Consider the following 15245-nt stretch of genomic DNA (forward strand, 5'->3'; position numbering starts at 1 on the left):
TGCCACAGGAACCTTTGCGATGTTTGAATAGATATAGAGTTGGCTGGCATTATGGAGCGTATTCCAGTAACATAAGCAAATAAGCAAAACAGGTAAGAAGCATAAACGGAGGTTACAAACGTAATGGACATGAAGAGTGTATTTCAACGCCCGCCACTGGCGGAGTGTGTACCCGAGTTAGTAGCTACAGCTAGAGGGGAGCGCAAGGCATCACTGGTGATCCGCGGAGGAACACTGGTCAATGTGGTATCGGGCGAGTTGCTGCCGGGCATGTCTATTGCTGTGCAAGGTTCTCGTATCGCTTACGTCGGTAGGGACGTCAGTCATACGATTGGTGAAGACACCATAATCATTGAAGCGGATGGCCGCTATATGGCACCGGGGTTACTGGACGGACATTGTCACATCGAAAGCACGCAGCTTACGGTAACTGAGTTTGCTAAGGCTGTACTGCCGCTGGGAGTGACGGGTGGTTTTTTTGACCCGCATGAAATTTCTAATGTACTGGGTCTAAAAGGGCTTCGTCTGATGTTGGACGAAGCCCGTACGACACCGCTGGCAGCTTACATGCAGGTGGCTTCCTGCGTGCCGTCCACAGGCCCGGAGCTGGAAACGACGGGTGCCTCCTTCGGCCCGGTGGAAGTCGCAGAAGCGTTAAGCTGGGGCCCGGATATGATCGGGCTGGGCGAAGTCATGAATTTCCCTGGTGTCGTCTATGGAGACGATGTGATGATCGGGGAAATTCAGGCCACGCTGCGCGCGGGCAAGGTGGCGGATGGCCATTTTACATGGGCCTCCGATGATTGGCGACTGCCGGTCTATGCAGCCGCGGGAATTTCGGGCGACCACGAGTGTGTCACGCCCGAGGATGTAGCTGAGCGTATCCGGCTCGGCATGTATGCCAAGATGCGGCAAGGTTCCGCATGGCATGATGTGGCCGAGACGATCCGCGCCAGCACGGAAATGGGTCTCGACACGCGCCGCATGATGCTGGTAACGGATGACCGCAGCGCAGAATCCTTGCTCCATGAAGGGCAGATGGACTTCGTTGTGCGTCATGCCATTGCACAGGGCGTCAAGCCCGTAACCGCGTTTCAGATGGCTACGCTGAATACGGCAGAGCGCTTCGGCGTGGCACGGGACATCGGCTCGATCATTCCGGGTGCGATTGCCGACATTATTTTGCTTGATGGCCGATTGGCCGAAGTGAATGTGACGGCTACCATCGCAGCGGGCCAGCTGGTGGCCGAGCACGGTCAAATGGTCGCCGATTGGGACGGATTCGTTTATCCTGCGGAAGTAATGGACACGGTCCATCTGGGACGAGAGCTGAGTGCAGCAGATTTCCGCATTGCGGCTCCAGTACAGGAGGGGAACGTACCCGTACGGGTGATTCGTGTTACGGAAAATCACGTGGACACGAAGGAAGTGCGGATGACCGTTCCGGTGCGTGATGGTGAAGTTGCATCAGATCCTGCGCAGGATTTGTGCAAAATCGCCGTTTTCGAGCGACATCATGCCAGTGGCAGTCACGCGGTCGCACTTGTGACAGGTGTCGGCTTCACTGAGCCGGCTGCGATTGCCATGACCGTCGCGCATGATAGTCACAACCTGCTCGTCATTGGTAATGATGACGAGCTCATGACCCAGGCGGCGAAGCAGGCTGTTGGTCTGCGTGGTGGCGTGGTGGTTGTATCCGCCTCGGGTGAGACACGCTTCCCGCTGCCTATTGCCGGGCTGATGTCCCCAGCTCCGTTTGCAGAGGTGGCAGCGCAGTCCGAAAGTATCAGCCGCGCGCTTCAGCAAGCCGGCTGCATGCTGAACAACGCGCTGATGACACTGTCACTGCTCGCACTGGTCGTTATCCCTGAAATCCGTCTGTCGGATCAGGGGCTTGTCGTCATCGGAGCGGATGGCATCCGCAAGGTATCTCTTTTCGTGGAAGAGGATGCTGCGGAAGTCTGATAGAACACGTCGCTGGGGGTTGTCCTGCAGGTCTGTCCAGACCTAAGGGATAACCCCTGTTTTTCATATACGAAGCCATAAAAGTTATCTTCGATTCCTTTATAAAAGTCAAGAAGAGGTGGGCAGATGCATCCCTATTATCGTTCACTAGAAAAAATGGCTCATCATGCCTCGATTATAGAGCAGGATTGGAACCGGTTTGTAGAGCAAACCCGTGTGAAGCATGTTCAGCAGGGAACGGTTCTCATTGAAGCAGGTGAGCTTGTGAAACATGCCTATTTTTGTTCAGAGGGATTATTCCGTTTATTTTATACATTAGCAGATGGCAGAGAATATAATGTCGGTTTTTCGCCAGAAGATGATTACGTAACCTCTTATGGGGCTATGATCCAAGAAGAAGCCTCCACTTTTTCGATTGAGGCAATGGAAGATTCGGTTGTCATTGAAATTCCATATCACGTATTGAAGGAGCTTATGGATACAAGCCATATGTGGGAAAGATTCGTGCGCAAGAGTGTAGAGAGACTTTACATTCGAAAAGAGGAGCGGGAACGCGAATTATTGTACCTCTCCGCTAAGGAACGTTATCACGCTTTTCTCCTAAAATACCCCGGATTGGACAAGCGAGTTGCCCAATATCATATAGCTTCTTACATAGGCGTCTCCCCTGTGTCACTTAGTCGTTTGCTGCGTAGTGATCCGCATTAACCTATGTTAATGCGAATTTGTAGACAAGCAGCGTACAATAACGATACATCATTCAAGCTTCACCAAAAAAAGGAGATAGGCATATGCGTTATATGATGATTGTATTATTGGAATTCTACCCTTCCTGGTTGGCTCTTCCTCGGGAGGAACGTCGAAAACATGCGGGGACCTTGCAGGCTACCATTCAAAAGTATAACGAACAGGTTCAGGTTCGGTTTTTTGATGCAGAAGCATTGCCTGGAAAGGACTACACCGATTTCGTCGTATGCGAAACAGAGGATATGAAGCAATATCACTATATGTGGGAAGAAATTCGCGATTCGGAACCGTATACCAAAGGATACATGAAGATTAAAGATGTAGTGATGGGTATGGAAAATGCATTTCAGTCCTATGAGTCAGAAATGTTACAGATGGAAAAATAACCTTCATTCCGCTTTCTATGTAAAATGAAGAGTTCATCTTATATACGGTTAATAAAGGCGAATTCCTGTGCTGCTTATGTTCAGCTGGGAATTTGCCTTTTATCTTTTGGAGACGAAAAAAGTGTAATAAGAAAAACCACATTATACAGTTGTGTTACTTATAATCTTCAGAAAACCGTTCTTCCCAGCGGTAAACATTAACTGATTAATGGATTTTCTTGCGGTATCATTAAACAAATACCACTCATCTTTCGATACGTCATGAACTAAAATCTCTGGATATTCTGTTGAAAGTTCAGATGGAACAGGACTAATTAAAGAATAAATATCAAAACGGACTAAGCTTTTCCCTTTTTTGTCTAAAAAATCATATTGTGCATTTTTATAATAAGACCCAAGTGTGTCAATAGTGAAGCTCCAAGAGTAGTTTGCAGGTGCTTCAACCTTTTCACCTATGTTGTTTGCAAAAATACTATAGATGGTTTCATTAAATGCATTTCCATTAATTTGCTGAACTACGCCGCCCATAAACATATGGTATTCATATTGCAATGCTTTTACTTGTACACCGTCTATGAACAGTGGTTTAGTATCAACAATCACTGCAAGGTTGCTGTAATTGACATTGCAGCCAAACGTCTCTGCAATAAAACGAAGTGGAACATATATGCGATTGTTTTTCGTGTATGGTTTTACATCAAGCAGTATCTTTTCGCCGTTTTTCTCCGCTGTACTTCTATTTATTGCTAATTTCACTTTCATATCGCTTTTAGCGAGAATAACCTCGGAATTGGACCATTCGACGCTAGCCCCCAAACTTTCACTAACAACACGTAGAGGTACCATTAAACGGTTGTTCTTCATTTCGGGCTTCACATCGGATGTAGCAGTCACACCGTCAACTTTGATTTGATTTTCTGCTGCATAAGTAGTGGATGATGAAATAAATAAAAAGATTGCAAGAAAAACCCAGCAGAATGCTTTGTTCATAAATGATTGCCCCTTTTTTGATTAAATTTGTTGTGAAGTAACTTTTCCCCATATTAAGACGCGATTGGATAAAATTTGTTGTGCTATCTTGTCTGTTAACTTAACGTAACAACCTGTTTGTACTATTATTTAACTTCCGATATTTACCAACGAAAAACTTCTAACCTTCGCGAAGGATTATGTCGATAACATTGAATATTGTTCATAAATTTTATGAAAGCAAATCCTTAGGGGGGGGAAGTTAATGAGAAAACAGCTAAAAGTTGCGATTTCTCTAGCATGTTTAATTATGTTTATAGGTTGTTCAGCTTCACCATTATCACAGCAGACGACCAAGATTACACTTTTGAATTCTAAATCTGAAATAAAAACCCAGTTAGAGGAAGTAGCAAAACAATACAATCAAGAGCACCCTGAAGTATCTTTAGAGATTATAACCGCTCCTGAGGGGACGTCTGCATATCAAAAGCTGATGTCGATGTATGGCTCAGGGAGTCCAGCTACCATGTCGATGCTTGATCCAGGCGACACGCAGACATTCTTGGATAAAGCTATTGATTTAAGTAAAGAGAAGTGGGTAGCCGATACGATAGAAAATGGACTTGACACCGTCAAGAAAAATGATGCTGTGCTGGGGTTTCCATTTGCAGTAGAAGGCTACGGATTAATTTACAATAAGAAAGTACTGGACAAAGCAACAGGGGGGGGCTTTTGATGTTTCCTCGGTAAAAAGTAGAAGTAGCCTGAATTCATTAATGGCTAAAATTCAGAAGTCGGGAGTAGCACCGGACATGCTTTCACCAATGGACTGGTCTCTCGGCTCTCATCTTTTAGCTCTGTCTTATTCTGTTCAACCTGGGGGCTTTCCGGAGTTTGTTAAAGGTATGCAGAATAACTCCATTGATATGTCCCAGAACAATGTAATGTCTGGATGGGTACAAACTTTAGATCTGCTCAAGGATAACAACATTAATAAGCACTTGCCTTTGGACAGTACGTATGAAGATGGAGCCAAAGCTTTGGGAGAGGGCAAGGTAGGGCTTTGGTTTATGGGCAACTGGGCTTGGAATGGAATAAAGAGCAATGATACGGCAAATGAGGAATACGGTTTCTTGCCTCTTCCGCTAAACGATAATACGGATGATCCTAACAATGCTAAGATCACTGTCGGTGTGACAAAGTATATATTCATCGACTCCACAACTACCACACCTCAGCAGCAAGAGGAAGCAAAGAAGTTTTTGAACTGGCTGGTATATGAAAAATCCGGACAAGAACTTTTGGTTAACAAGGCCAATGTTATACCGGCGTTCAAGAATATTGACATGGTGCCTTCAGATCCTTTGAGTAAATCGATCAAGTCATATATGTCGAGCGGAAAGACGCTGCCGTTCATGGCAACCCTTCCACCTGATCATGGGGGCATCACAGGAGCATCTATCCAAAGCTACATCAGTGGAAAGATAGATAAGGCAGAGCTGTTGCGCCAAATACGTATATATTGGAAAGCTCAGCAGTGATGATACGAGACCAGTCACGGGAGGAAGATAAGGGTGTTTAAATTAACGTTAAAGAAAAAGATAATTAGTGCAGCGCTCATACTGGTGATCGTGCTGTCCCTTTCAAGTGTTATAGGCGTTATTAAGATGTCGGAAATGGGGGAGGCTTCTGATAAGGTAAATAACAGGTCTTTACCTGCAGTCATTCTTCTTCAAGGTATGGATAAGCAGATTACAGAAATCGATAGGCTCACCGTTCGAATGATACTCGAAGAGGATGCAGCCGTCCGCAGCACTTATCAAGAAGAACTAACCAAAGCTACAGCGTCAATGGATAAGAGTGTAAATAAATATCAAAGTTTAGCCTCCACGGCAGAGGAAAAAGAACTATTCACCGACTTTTATGGTCAGTGGGCAATGTATCTCCGCCATCTAAAGGTGGTTTCCGCGGCCATGGAAGAAAACGACAAGGTGATGGCCTACATGATCATCCATGGGAATTCTTCTATTTATAAGGCAGCCTTGGACGATGTGAATAAACTGAAGCTGCTTAATGAGCAGTACGCTACTGATGCCGCTAATCAATCGAGTCAATCTTACCATTCAGGTAGACTTTTGATGATTTCTCTGACTATCATATGTACGATCCTTGGAATTATCGGTTCTTTTTTACTGGCTCAATCGTTCACTAAGCCCATATTAAAGATAGCGGAACAGATAAAGCTGGTAACGAGAGGGGACCTGCAAGTGGAACCCCTTAGTATCCGATCCAAAGATGAGGTCGGGGAGCTGGCATCCGATTTTAATGAAATGTGCGATTCACTTCGCAATCTTTTAAAGGAAGTTGTGGATAATTCCTTACTGGTTGCCTCTACGGCTGAACAGTTAACGGCTAGTGCGGAACAGACAAGCATTGCTACCGAGCAGATAGCTATAAGTGCCACTCAGGTTGCGGAGGGATCTCAGACACAGCTTGTAGACATAGCTGAAACGCTGAATTACACGGTAGACGTTTCTAAAAGTGTAGAGAACATAACCAATCGCTTTGTGAATGTGGCAAATCTCACAACCCAAGCACAAGAAAAAGCAAACAACGGAAAAACCCAAATGTCTTCGACTGTTTCTCAAATAAGAGATGTGCATACCAAGGTAACTCAATCCGCTGAAGTAGTAAATATTCTAGGAGAAAAGTCTGCGGAGATCAGACAGATCACAGCTATGATCCGTGATATAGCAGCTCGAACCAATTTGCTTTCACTAAATGCGAGTATAGAAGCTGCGAGGGCGGGAGAGCAGGGAAAAGGGTTTGCGGTTGTTGCTTTTGAAGTACGCAATCTGTCGGCACAAGCAAGTGAAGCAACAGGCAAGATCTCTTCTCTGGTTAACGAAATTGCCTTAAGAACAGATGAAGTTGTGATTTCAATGAATGAAGGTGTTCAATCTCTAAATGAAGGCATGATGCTTGTCGAAGGCGTAGGTAACGTTTTTTCTGAGATTGTAGGTGCCGTTGAAGAAGTGAGCGGTGAGGTGGACACTGCGGCTGTAGAAGCAAGATCCGTAAATGAAGGGACCGTTTCTATGGTGGAATCGATGAAGAAAATTGCTGAAATCTCCGAACGTGCAGCAGATTCTACTCAAACAGTCGCAAGCGTAGTCGAGGAAACTACTGCATCCATGCAGGAAGTGTCTGCGGGTGCTAACATGCTTGCCAAGAGGGCGGAAGAGATGAATCAGACGGTGTCGGTATTCAAGATTTAAAATAAGCTTCAAATCAACTGGAGTTAAGAGCGGCAGCCTTGGACGAGAAAAAAGTCCTAGACTGCCGCTGTTTTGTTAAGCTTAAACCATTAGATTACGAATGAACTGCTTCAGCTTTTTTGGTTGCTCTTTTCAGATCCTGTTTACGGCGTTCTTCCAGATACCGCTCTCCATTCTTCTTGTCTGCTGTCAGTGTAAAACAGGATAGGATGGTGAATAGACCTGCAATGGAACCCAGAATTACATAAGTAATCGGGAAATTTAATACTTCATACATATGCCCGACAATGGGTGAGAAAATGGAAACCACCAGGGAGCCCATAAACAAATACAGCAGGTACATGGTGGAGGACAAGCGCTGGTCAAAGTTAACGGTAATGTACTTGAAGATGGCTACCAGAATAAGTGGTTTCTCCAGGGAGTGAATCATCTTCATCGCAGCCACCCATATAGAACCGAATGGCAGCGAAGAGCCGATAATACGCAAAGACATAATCGACCCGGCAATAATTAATGCCCATTTGGCGGTCGTTTTGTTCACAAACCAAGGGGTAACGAAAAGGAACACAAATTCCAGAAAAACCTGCACAGCGCTCAAATCGCCAAGGAATTGATTTCCTTCCGCTTTGGAACTGAACTGCGATACGAAGTATGTGGCAAACTGTTGGTCATATACCTCATAAATTTGGGTCACGCCAACCATGAATAGCATAAGAAACCAGAACTTTGTGGTACGTACGAGATGCAGCACATCAATGAGCTTCAACGATTCTGTTTTCTGCTGCTCCTGTCCAGAAATTTCGACTTTGGTCAGGAAGATGCAGATCATGGCAACAATGGCAGATACGGAGGCAATCCAGAAGGTCAGATTTACATTGATATTGATGACCCGTCCCGCAACAAAAGTAGCCGCCGCCCACCCGAGTGAACCCCACATACGAACCCGTCCGTATTCAAAGCCATATTTACGCGAAACTTTGTCCATATACGAATCGACGACACCGTTACCTGCATTAAATACCAGGCCGATAAATAGCGCACCAACAATGGCACCAATGACGAACTGCGTTTGAAGCAATGGACCGTATACATAGATAAAAAAGGGCCCGACGAGCAAAAGGATTGTAAAGAGTATGTACAGCAGGTGTTTTCTCAAGCCCAGCTTGTCAGATAAGTAACCGAACAAAGGCTGCATGATCAAGGCGACGATTGAATTAGCCGCGTATAAAAATCCCGTGTAGGTTTCTGAAATTTCCAGGCTTTGTCCCAGCCAAATGACAAAAAAAGACATGGCGGCAGACCATGTAAATAGATAAGCGAAGTTAAAAATACTCAGAGACCAATAGTTGCGTTTTGCCAAATTCGTCATGTTTAAGCACCCCTTCAATTGTAGCCGCTCAAATTGTATTCAACGTTAATATGCATTGTTGTACTATTAATTGTAAGGATTATTCGCTTGCTTCCATAGGGCATTTTCCCAAGATTTCCTGTGCTTATTACAATCAGTTGATGATTCGATTAAACCGCAGATTATGTAGTAATTTAAAACTTTTACGAGACCTACCGGGTGTGTGTAACTACATCTATGTCTTGTAAGAAATAAGTCCTACGTGTAAAATTCTCTTATAGTTCATTAAGCTCACTAAGTAGGAGGAGAAATATAGGGTAGCCTCATAAGTGCAAAAGCAAGGGGATGAAATGATTCATTTTTGCAAGTACAAAGTTACTTGAAACGATGATCGTATATAGAGTAACATACTCTAGGCAATCAGATGCCGTTCTTTGAATGCAACAATTGGCTACGTTCCTATTAACATACAGTATACAAAATTAAAAGAAAACGAATAAAAACAAAATGTTGTGAGTTCGTGGTTGGAGGATTTATTATGTCTAAAAGTGTTTCTACGTCCTTTATTATCATTATAGGATCAATGCTATTTGCCTTATTTTTTGGTGCAGGGAATCTAATCTTTCCACCTATGCTTGGGCAAATGGCCGGAAAGAATGTATGGATAGCCAATGCGGGTTTCTTGGTTACCGGTGTCGGCTTACCATTACTAGCCGTCACAGCCTTTGTTTTTTCGGGCAAAAGCAATTTGCAAACTTTAGCGAGTCGTGTACATCCAGTATTCGGTCTTGTCTTTACAACAATCCTTTATCTAGCCATCGGGCCTTTGTATGCAATTCCTAGAACCGGTAGTGTGTCATTTGAAATTGGAGTAAAGCCTTTTTTTTCAGACAATGCAGATCATCCTGTCGCACTTTTTGTATTTACTATCCTTTTTTTTGCAGTTGCATGTTTGTTGTCACTTAATCCTACAAAAATTATTGATGTCATCGGAAAGTTCCTAACACCCATTAAATTGACATTCATTGGATTACTTGTGATTGTAGCTATTATTCACCCAATAGGAAAATTCCAAGAACCTGCGGAGGGTTATACATCCAATGTCTTTTTTAAAGGCTTTCAAGAGGGTTATTTAACATTGGACGCTCTTGTAGCCTTTATTTTTGGAATTATCATTGTGAATGCGATTAAGGATAGAGGGGTTAATACAAAAAAAGAGCTGATGATCATTTGTGGCAAAGCGATAGCAATTGCGGTTATACTCTTAGCTTTTATCTATACGTCTCTTTCATACATGGGAGCTTCTAGTGTTGAAAAACTGGGCATTTTAGGAAATGGTGCTGAGGTGTTAGCTAAGGTTTCCTCCTATTATTTTGGATCTTATGGATCTATTCTATTAGGCTTAATGATTACAGTAGCGTGTTTAACGACAAGTGTGGGGCTTATCACTTCCTGCTCTTCCTTTTTTCATGGATTATTTCCAAAAGTCTCTTACAAAAGAGTCGCTCTCATGTTATCTATATTTAGTATCCTTGTAGCCAACATAGGTTTAACACAGCTCATTAAGGTTTCAACGCCAGTATTAATGGCAATATATCCTATTGCTATTTCTCTAATATTTTTAACTTTTTTACATCCCGTATTTAAAGGAAAGTCAGAAGTATATCAAGGCAGTTTGATATTAACCTTTATCATTAGTTTATTTGATGGCTTGAATGCTGCTGGAATAAAAATTAATGTAATTAATGATTTTTTCACCCATTTTCTCCCATTATATAATGTAGGGTTAGGGTGGTTAATTCCCTCTGTTTTAGGAGGTGTAGCTGGCTATATATTTACTAAATTAAGAGGAAGAAAAATAATTTTAGTACTTATGAAGCCCAAAAAAAACAAATAATTTATCCTATGCATATCAGTCTGTTATATAAGGGACAGCAAGCGCCTGATCTGCTTCGTGCTGCTTACGGTACTGCGAAGGGGTCAGGCCTTTCCATTTTTTAAAGGTCGCAATAAAGTAGCTTAGATTGTCAAATCCAACATCCAGCGCAATATCAACCACTTTTCGATCACTTTGCTCCAACAACCTGCAAGCCTTTTGAATCCGATGATAGTTGATATATTCTACCGGGCTTTTCTGAACCATCTGCTTAAAAAAACGGCAGAAATGTCCCTCGCTCATTCCAATCTCATCTGCGATTTCCCGTAAACGTATAGGCTCATGAGCATGACTGTTGATATACGCCAACGCTTTTTTGATCCGTTCAACTTTGTTGCGCTGACCCGCCATAATCACATCCTCTCCGTTAGCGGGAGTCATGTGTGGGTACAGGCAGGCGATCATGCTATAGAGCTGTGCCTTGGTCGCCAGTTCACGGGCAGGCGCATTCTTTTCATGGCTGGTGATAATGTATCGCAATGCAGCCAGCACCTCTTGCTCCCAGAGCTGCACGCCGCGAATGTGGGGGGGAGGGACAAGCTTTTTACTGATAAATGGGTCAATAAACTGCGTCTGCACCGTATCCTGCGTGCGGCTGTGCAGTATGTCGGGGTGAAACACCACCGCAGAAAATACACAGCGAGGACTTTTTTGTAAATAACCGGCGTGAAGCTCGCCACTGTTTACAAAAAGGGCTTCACCTTCGCTAACCTCCGTATAGACCATATCCGTCTGAAATACAGCGGTCCCTTGTTCCACTACGATAAACTCCATTTCCTCATGCCAATGGGACTCCAATATACTATTTCCGTTCAATTGCTCTACGCTCGGATATACGCTGACTGGATACATGGGATTGCCGTGAATGCGGTTTTCTCGTAACATTTCCCTTTGCATTTCAATGATTCCTTTCGGCAAACTGATTTATATAGAAAACATCAAAATATTGATACAATACGTCAAAATAAAAGAAGTAAACCCTTACATAAATCAATATTATTATAGTGAGGATTTCGAAAAAATCCAACAAGCGATTTGGAATCAAGAATATAAAGATTGAGACGGAGGAAGGAACAGATGAAATTTACAGATGGCTATTGGTTGGTTCGCAAGGGCTATGAAATACAAAATCCTGCTGAAATCCGTGATATCGTGACGGACGATGCTTCCATGACGGTATATGCAGCAACCCACCGGATCGAGCATAAAGGAGATACACTGAACGGAGCGTTGCTGAAAGCGACCTACAGCTCGCCTATGCCGAATGTCATTCGGGTACGTCTAAACCACCATAAGGGACGGGTGCATCAGGGACCGGATTTTGAAATTCACACCTTGCCAACAGAGGTAGGCATTACGGTGGATGAGGACGCAGCGGTACTGAAAAGCGGCGATCTGAGTGTGCGAGTCGGTCGTGGAAAGAGCTGGGACGTAGGCTTTTATGTCGAGGATCGCAGAGTCACAGGTAGCGGACATCGGGGACCAGGCTATATTACAGACCCGCAGGATCAGCCTTTTTTTCGGGAACAGCTGGAGCTGGGCATCGGTGAGTACGTATACGGACTCGGAGAGCGTTTCACTCCGTTCGTAAAAAATGGCCAAGTGGTCGATATCTGGAATGAAGATGGCGGGACCAGCAGTGAGCAGGCCTATAAAAACATTCCATTTTATCTATCTAATAAAGGGTATGGTGTGTTCGTCAACCATCCGGAAAAGGTATCCTATGAGATTGCATCGGAAAATGTATCAAAGGTTCAGTTTAGCGTCTCCGGCGAATCGTTAGAGTATTTTATTATTGGAGGAGCTAACCCTAAAGAGGTACTGGACAATTACACCAAGCTGACGGGTAAGCCTGCATTACCACCAGCCTGGACTTTTGGTTTGTGGCTGACCACTTCGTTCACAACAGATTACGATGAAGCCACAGTGAATCATTTTGTGGACGGGATGGCTGAGCGAGATCTGCCACTCTCGGTATTCCATTTTGACTGCTTCTGGATGAAGGAATACCAATGGTGCGATTTCCAGTGGGATCAAGACATGTTCCCAGACCCGGAAGGCATGCTGCAAAGATTGAAGGCAAAGGGGCTCAAAATTTGTGCATGGATCAATCCGTATATTGCTGAGAAATCCATTTTGTTTGATGAAGGCATGGAGAATGGTTATCTGGTCAAAACCGCCGATGGTGGCGTGTGGCAATGGGATATGTGGCAGGCGGGGATGGGGCTGGTTGACTTCACGAATCCGGCTGCAGTCGCCTGGTACCAGGATAAGCTGAAGGTGTTAGTAGATCAGGGGGTAGATTGCTTCAAAACTGATTTTGGCGAGCGCATCCCTACCCATGTGGTATATCATGACGGATCTGATCCGATGAAAATGCATAACTATTATACGCATTTGTACAACAAGGCTGTATTTGATGTGCTGGAGGAAAAGCTGGGTAAAAATGAAGCCGCGTTATTTGCACGTTCCGCTACAGCCGGGGGGCAACAGTTCCCGGTTCACTGGGGAGGAGACTGCTCGTCGACGTATGAGTCGATGGCGGAATCCTTACGAGGCGGTTTGTCGCTTGGTTTGAGCGGCTTCGGCTTCTGGAGCCATGATATTAGCGGCTTTGAGTTAACGGCTGCGCCGGACGTATACAAACGGTGGGTACAATTTGGACTTCTGTCCTCCCATAGCCGTCTGCACGGAAACGAATCCTATCGCGTGCCTTGGCTATTTGACGAAGAATCAGTGGATGTGGTGCGTAGCTTTACAAAACTCAAATGCTCGCTAATGCCATACCTGTATCCTTCTGCTGTGGAATCCTCGGTAAAGGGACTGCCGATGATGCGGGCTATGGTATTGGAATTCCCGCAGGACCCAACCTGTGCAACACTGGATCTGCAATACATGCTGGGGGATTCCATTTTGGTAGCCCCAATCTTTAATAAAGAAGGCAATGTACAGTATTATGTACCAGAAGGTCAGTGGACAAATTTACTTACGAATGAGAGAGTGTCAGGTGGTCGTTGGGTCAACGAGCATCATGATTTTACAACTTTGCCTGTGCTCGTGAAGCCGAACACACTGTTGGCAATCGGTCATGAGGACAGTCGTCCGGATTATGATTATGCTGATCAAGTGGCGCTTCATTTGTTTGAGCTTGGTGAGGGGCAACAGGCTCGAACGGTTATCGTGAATACGTCAGGTGAAGAAGAGTTAACGGTTATTGCCAGCCGCAAGGATTCTGTCATTACAGTGAAGGCAGAAGGTGCTGTTAAACCATGGTCGATCGTCCTGCGCGGTATCCACGAGGTTGTTCAAGTGGAGCAAGGCAGCAGCCAGTCGGGAGAACAGGGTGTAATTATTACACCAGCTTCCAGTGGACAGCAAGAGCTTACGATTCACTTGGGCTAGGTAAGGCGCTAGAAAGTGGATGAAGTATGTCACAATGTAGCGATTATATGTAAAGAAAGGGCTTGCTTGATCCAACAGGCAAGCCCTTTTTGATGCAGATTTTTGATAGAATCAGTTGCAACTTTTAGCATTGGTTATCTACTCCTATCCATTCTGCTGGAGTAGGAGCGGTACAATATACTGCCGGAAAATATCCACAGGAGTCCGTTTCTTTTTGAATTTATCGGCGGTAACGACAACAACCATGTCATACGACGGGACGACAACAATATATTGCCCACCAAAGCCGAGAGCGTAAAAATAGTCCGTTTCACTTCCTGTATCTGTTCCATCTGAAAAGGAAGAAGTCCACCAGTGCCATCCGTAAAATGCTTTTTGTGGTTTGGCAGCAGGGAGAAACGGACGGGTTGAATATCGAACCGTCTCTGCTTGGATGATCTGCCGTCCTTCCCAGCCTCCTTCATTCAGGTAAAGCTGCCCGAATTTGAGCATGTCCATTGGCCTGAGATGCAGTCCGAAGCCTCCCGTATGAGTGCCCTGAGGATCGGTTTCCCAATGGTAGCTTTCGATACCGAGCGGTTGGAATAATTGCTGTTCGGCAAATTCAGCAACTGTTTGTCCAGAAACATGACGTAGTATGGTGGCCAAAAGTTGAGAACAGCCAGAACTGTACTCCATTCGCGTGCCTGGCACATCCGATAATGGCTGTGAAAGTACAAATTGCACCCAGTCTGACGTTTTGCTCATGGTAGGAAAAGAGTTTTGTCCGCCAAACTCCGTCCAGTTAAAGCCTGCGGACATCGTCAGCAGATGTTCAATCGTAATATCATGTTTTCGAGAATCACTATCTGTGGCCAACTGGGGAAAGAATTCGAGGATCGGCGTCTCCGGTTTCGGTCCCTGTTGCTGGTTCATAGCGATACTAACTAATGCAGAAATCACGCTTTTGGTGCAGGAATTTATTTTATAGAGTTCGTTAGCAATTTGAGGTTCACGATAGTAATTCAAGATCATGTTACCCTGCTGCTCAATAAGGCAGCTGCGGGTTTCCAACTCGTTAAGCACGTGAATAAGCGGTTTGAGCTCCAGACTGTTCATGCAGATCCTCCTTGAGGCTTATGCTATACCAATACATAGTATATCATTTAAATAGTCTGAAATTCGAAGAGTACAAACTGAAAACAGTTCATTTACCTAATTTTGAATTTTTTTTG

The 15245-nt window shown here is 44.5% G+C and carries 12 protein-coding genes; 8 read left to right on the forward strand and 4 right to left on the reverse strand.

Annotation, left to right across the window (positions count from 1 at the left end):
- Window positions 1-123 precede the first annotated feature (123 nt).
- From ACWA2B_RS04050 to ACWA2B_RS04060, 3 genes are all read left to right on the forward strand, one after another.
- A complete protein-coding gene (locus ACWA2B_RS04050) occupies window positions 124-1965 on the forward strand; it encodes an adenine deaminase (protein ID WP_209947989.1) in 1842 nt (613 codons plus the stop codon).
- A gap of 126 nt (window positions 1966-2091) precedes the next feature.
- Window positions 2092-2673 (forward strand): Crp/Fnr family transcriptional regulator, encoded by a 582-nt coding sequence (locus tag ACWA2B_RS04055; protein ID WP_029516774.1) that lies wholly within the window; start codon window positions 2092-2094, stop codon window positions 2671-2673.
- A gap of 83 nt (window positions 2674-2756) precedes the next feature.
- On the forward strand, window positions 2757-3098 hold the full coding sequence (locus ACWA2B_RS04060) for a darcynin family protein (protein WP_029516775.1): 342 nt from the start codon (window positions 2757-2759) through the stop codon (window positions 3096-3098).
- 141 nt (window positions 3099-3239) lie between these two features.
- Here ACWA2B_RS04060 and ACWA2B_RS04065 read toward each other — a convergent pair whose 3' ends face one another.
- On the reverse strand, window positions 3240-4088 hold the full coding sequence (locus ACWA2B_RS04065) for a copper amine oxidase N-terminal domain-containing protein (RefSeq protein WP_069011366.1): 849 nt from the start codon (window positions 4086-4088) through the stop codon (window positions 3240-3242).
- Between the two features lie 244 nt (window positions 4089-4332).
- On the opposite strand from ACWA2B_RS04065, the gene ACWA2B_RS04070 reads away from it, so the two are divergent.
- Genes ACWA2B_RS04070 through ACWA2B_RS04080 form a run of 3 tightly spaced genes read left to right on the forward strand, consistent with a single transcriptional unit; the run spans window position 4333 to window position 7345 of the window.
- On the forward strand, window positions 4333-4803 hold the full coding sequence (locus tag ACWA2B_RS04070; protein WP_449291714.1) for an ABC transporter substrate-binding protein: 471 nt from the start codon (window positions 4333-4335) through the stop codon (window positions 4801-4803).
- Window positions 4804-4843: 40 nt separating this feature from the next.
- Entirely contained in the window at window positions 4844-5608 is a 765-nt protein-coding gene (locus ACWA2B_RS04075; RefSeq protein WP_449291715.1) for an extracellular solute-binding protein, read from the forward strand.
- Between the two features lie 33 nt (window positions 5609-5641).
- Window positions 5642-7345: a methyl-accepting chemotaxis protein gene (locus tag ACWA2B_RS04080; RefSeq protein WP_029516778.1), complete on the forward strand. Its 1704-nt coding sequence runs from the start codon at window positions 5642-5644 to the stop codon at window positions 7343-7345.
- Window positions 7346-7439: 94 nt separating this feature from the next.
- Here ACWA2B_RS04080 and ACWA2B_RS04085 read toward each other — a convergent pair whose 3' ends face one another.
- Entirely contained in the window at window positions 7440-8714 is a 1275-nt protein-coding gene (locus ACWA2B_RS04085; protein WP_069011367.1) for an oligosaccharide MFS transporter, read from the reverse strand.
- A gap of 517 nt (window positions 8715-9231) precedes the next feature.
- Here ACWA2B_RS04085 and brnQ point away from each other — a divergent pair.
- A complete protein-coding gene (brnQ, locus tag ACWA2B_RS04090) occupies window positions 9232-10590 on the forward strand; it encodes a branched-chain amino acid transport system II carrier protein (protein ID WP_069011368.1) in 1359 nt (452 codons plus the stop codon).
- Between the two features lie 15 nt (window positions 10591-10605).
- Here brnQ and ACWA2B_RS04095 read toward each other — a convergent pair whose 3' ends face one another.
- Window positions 10606-11526, reverse strand: a complete 921-nt coding sequence (locus ACWA2B_RS04095) for an AraC family transcriptional regulator (protein ID WP_029516781.1) — start codon at window positions 11524-11526, stop codon at window positions 10606-10608.
- A gap of 180 nt (window positions 11527-11706) precedes the next feature.
- Here ACWA2B_RS04095 and yicI point away from each other — a divergent pair, with 180 nt between their 5' ends.
- A complete protein-coding gene (gene yicI / locus ACWA2B_RS04100; protein WP_069011369.1) occupies window positions 11707-14031 on the forward strand; it encodes an alpha-xylosidase in 2325 nt (774 codons plus the stop codon).
- A gap of 144 nt (window positions 14032-14175) precedes the next feature.
- Here the strand turns inward: yicI and ACWA2B_RS04105 are convergent, their stop codons facing one another.
- On the reverse strand, window positions 14176-15129 hold the full coding sequence (locus ACWA2B_RS04105) for a serine hydrolase domain-containing protein (protein WP_069011370.1): 954 nt from the start codon (window positions 15127-15129) through the stop codon (window positions 14176-14178).
- Window positions 15130-15245 lie beyond the last annotated feature (116 nt).

The organism is Paenibacillus sp. CMM36, assembly GCF_053570945.1.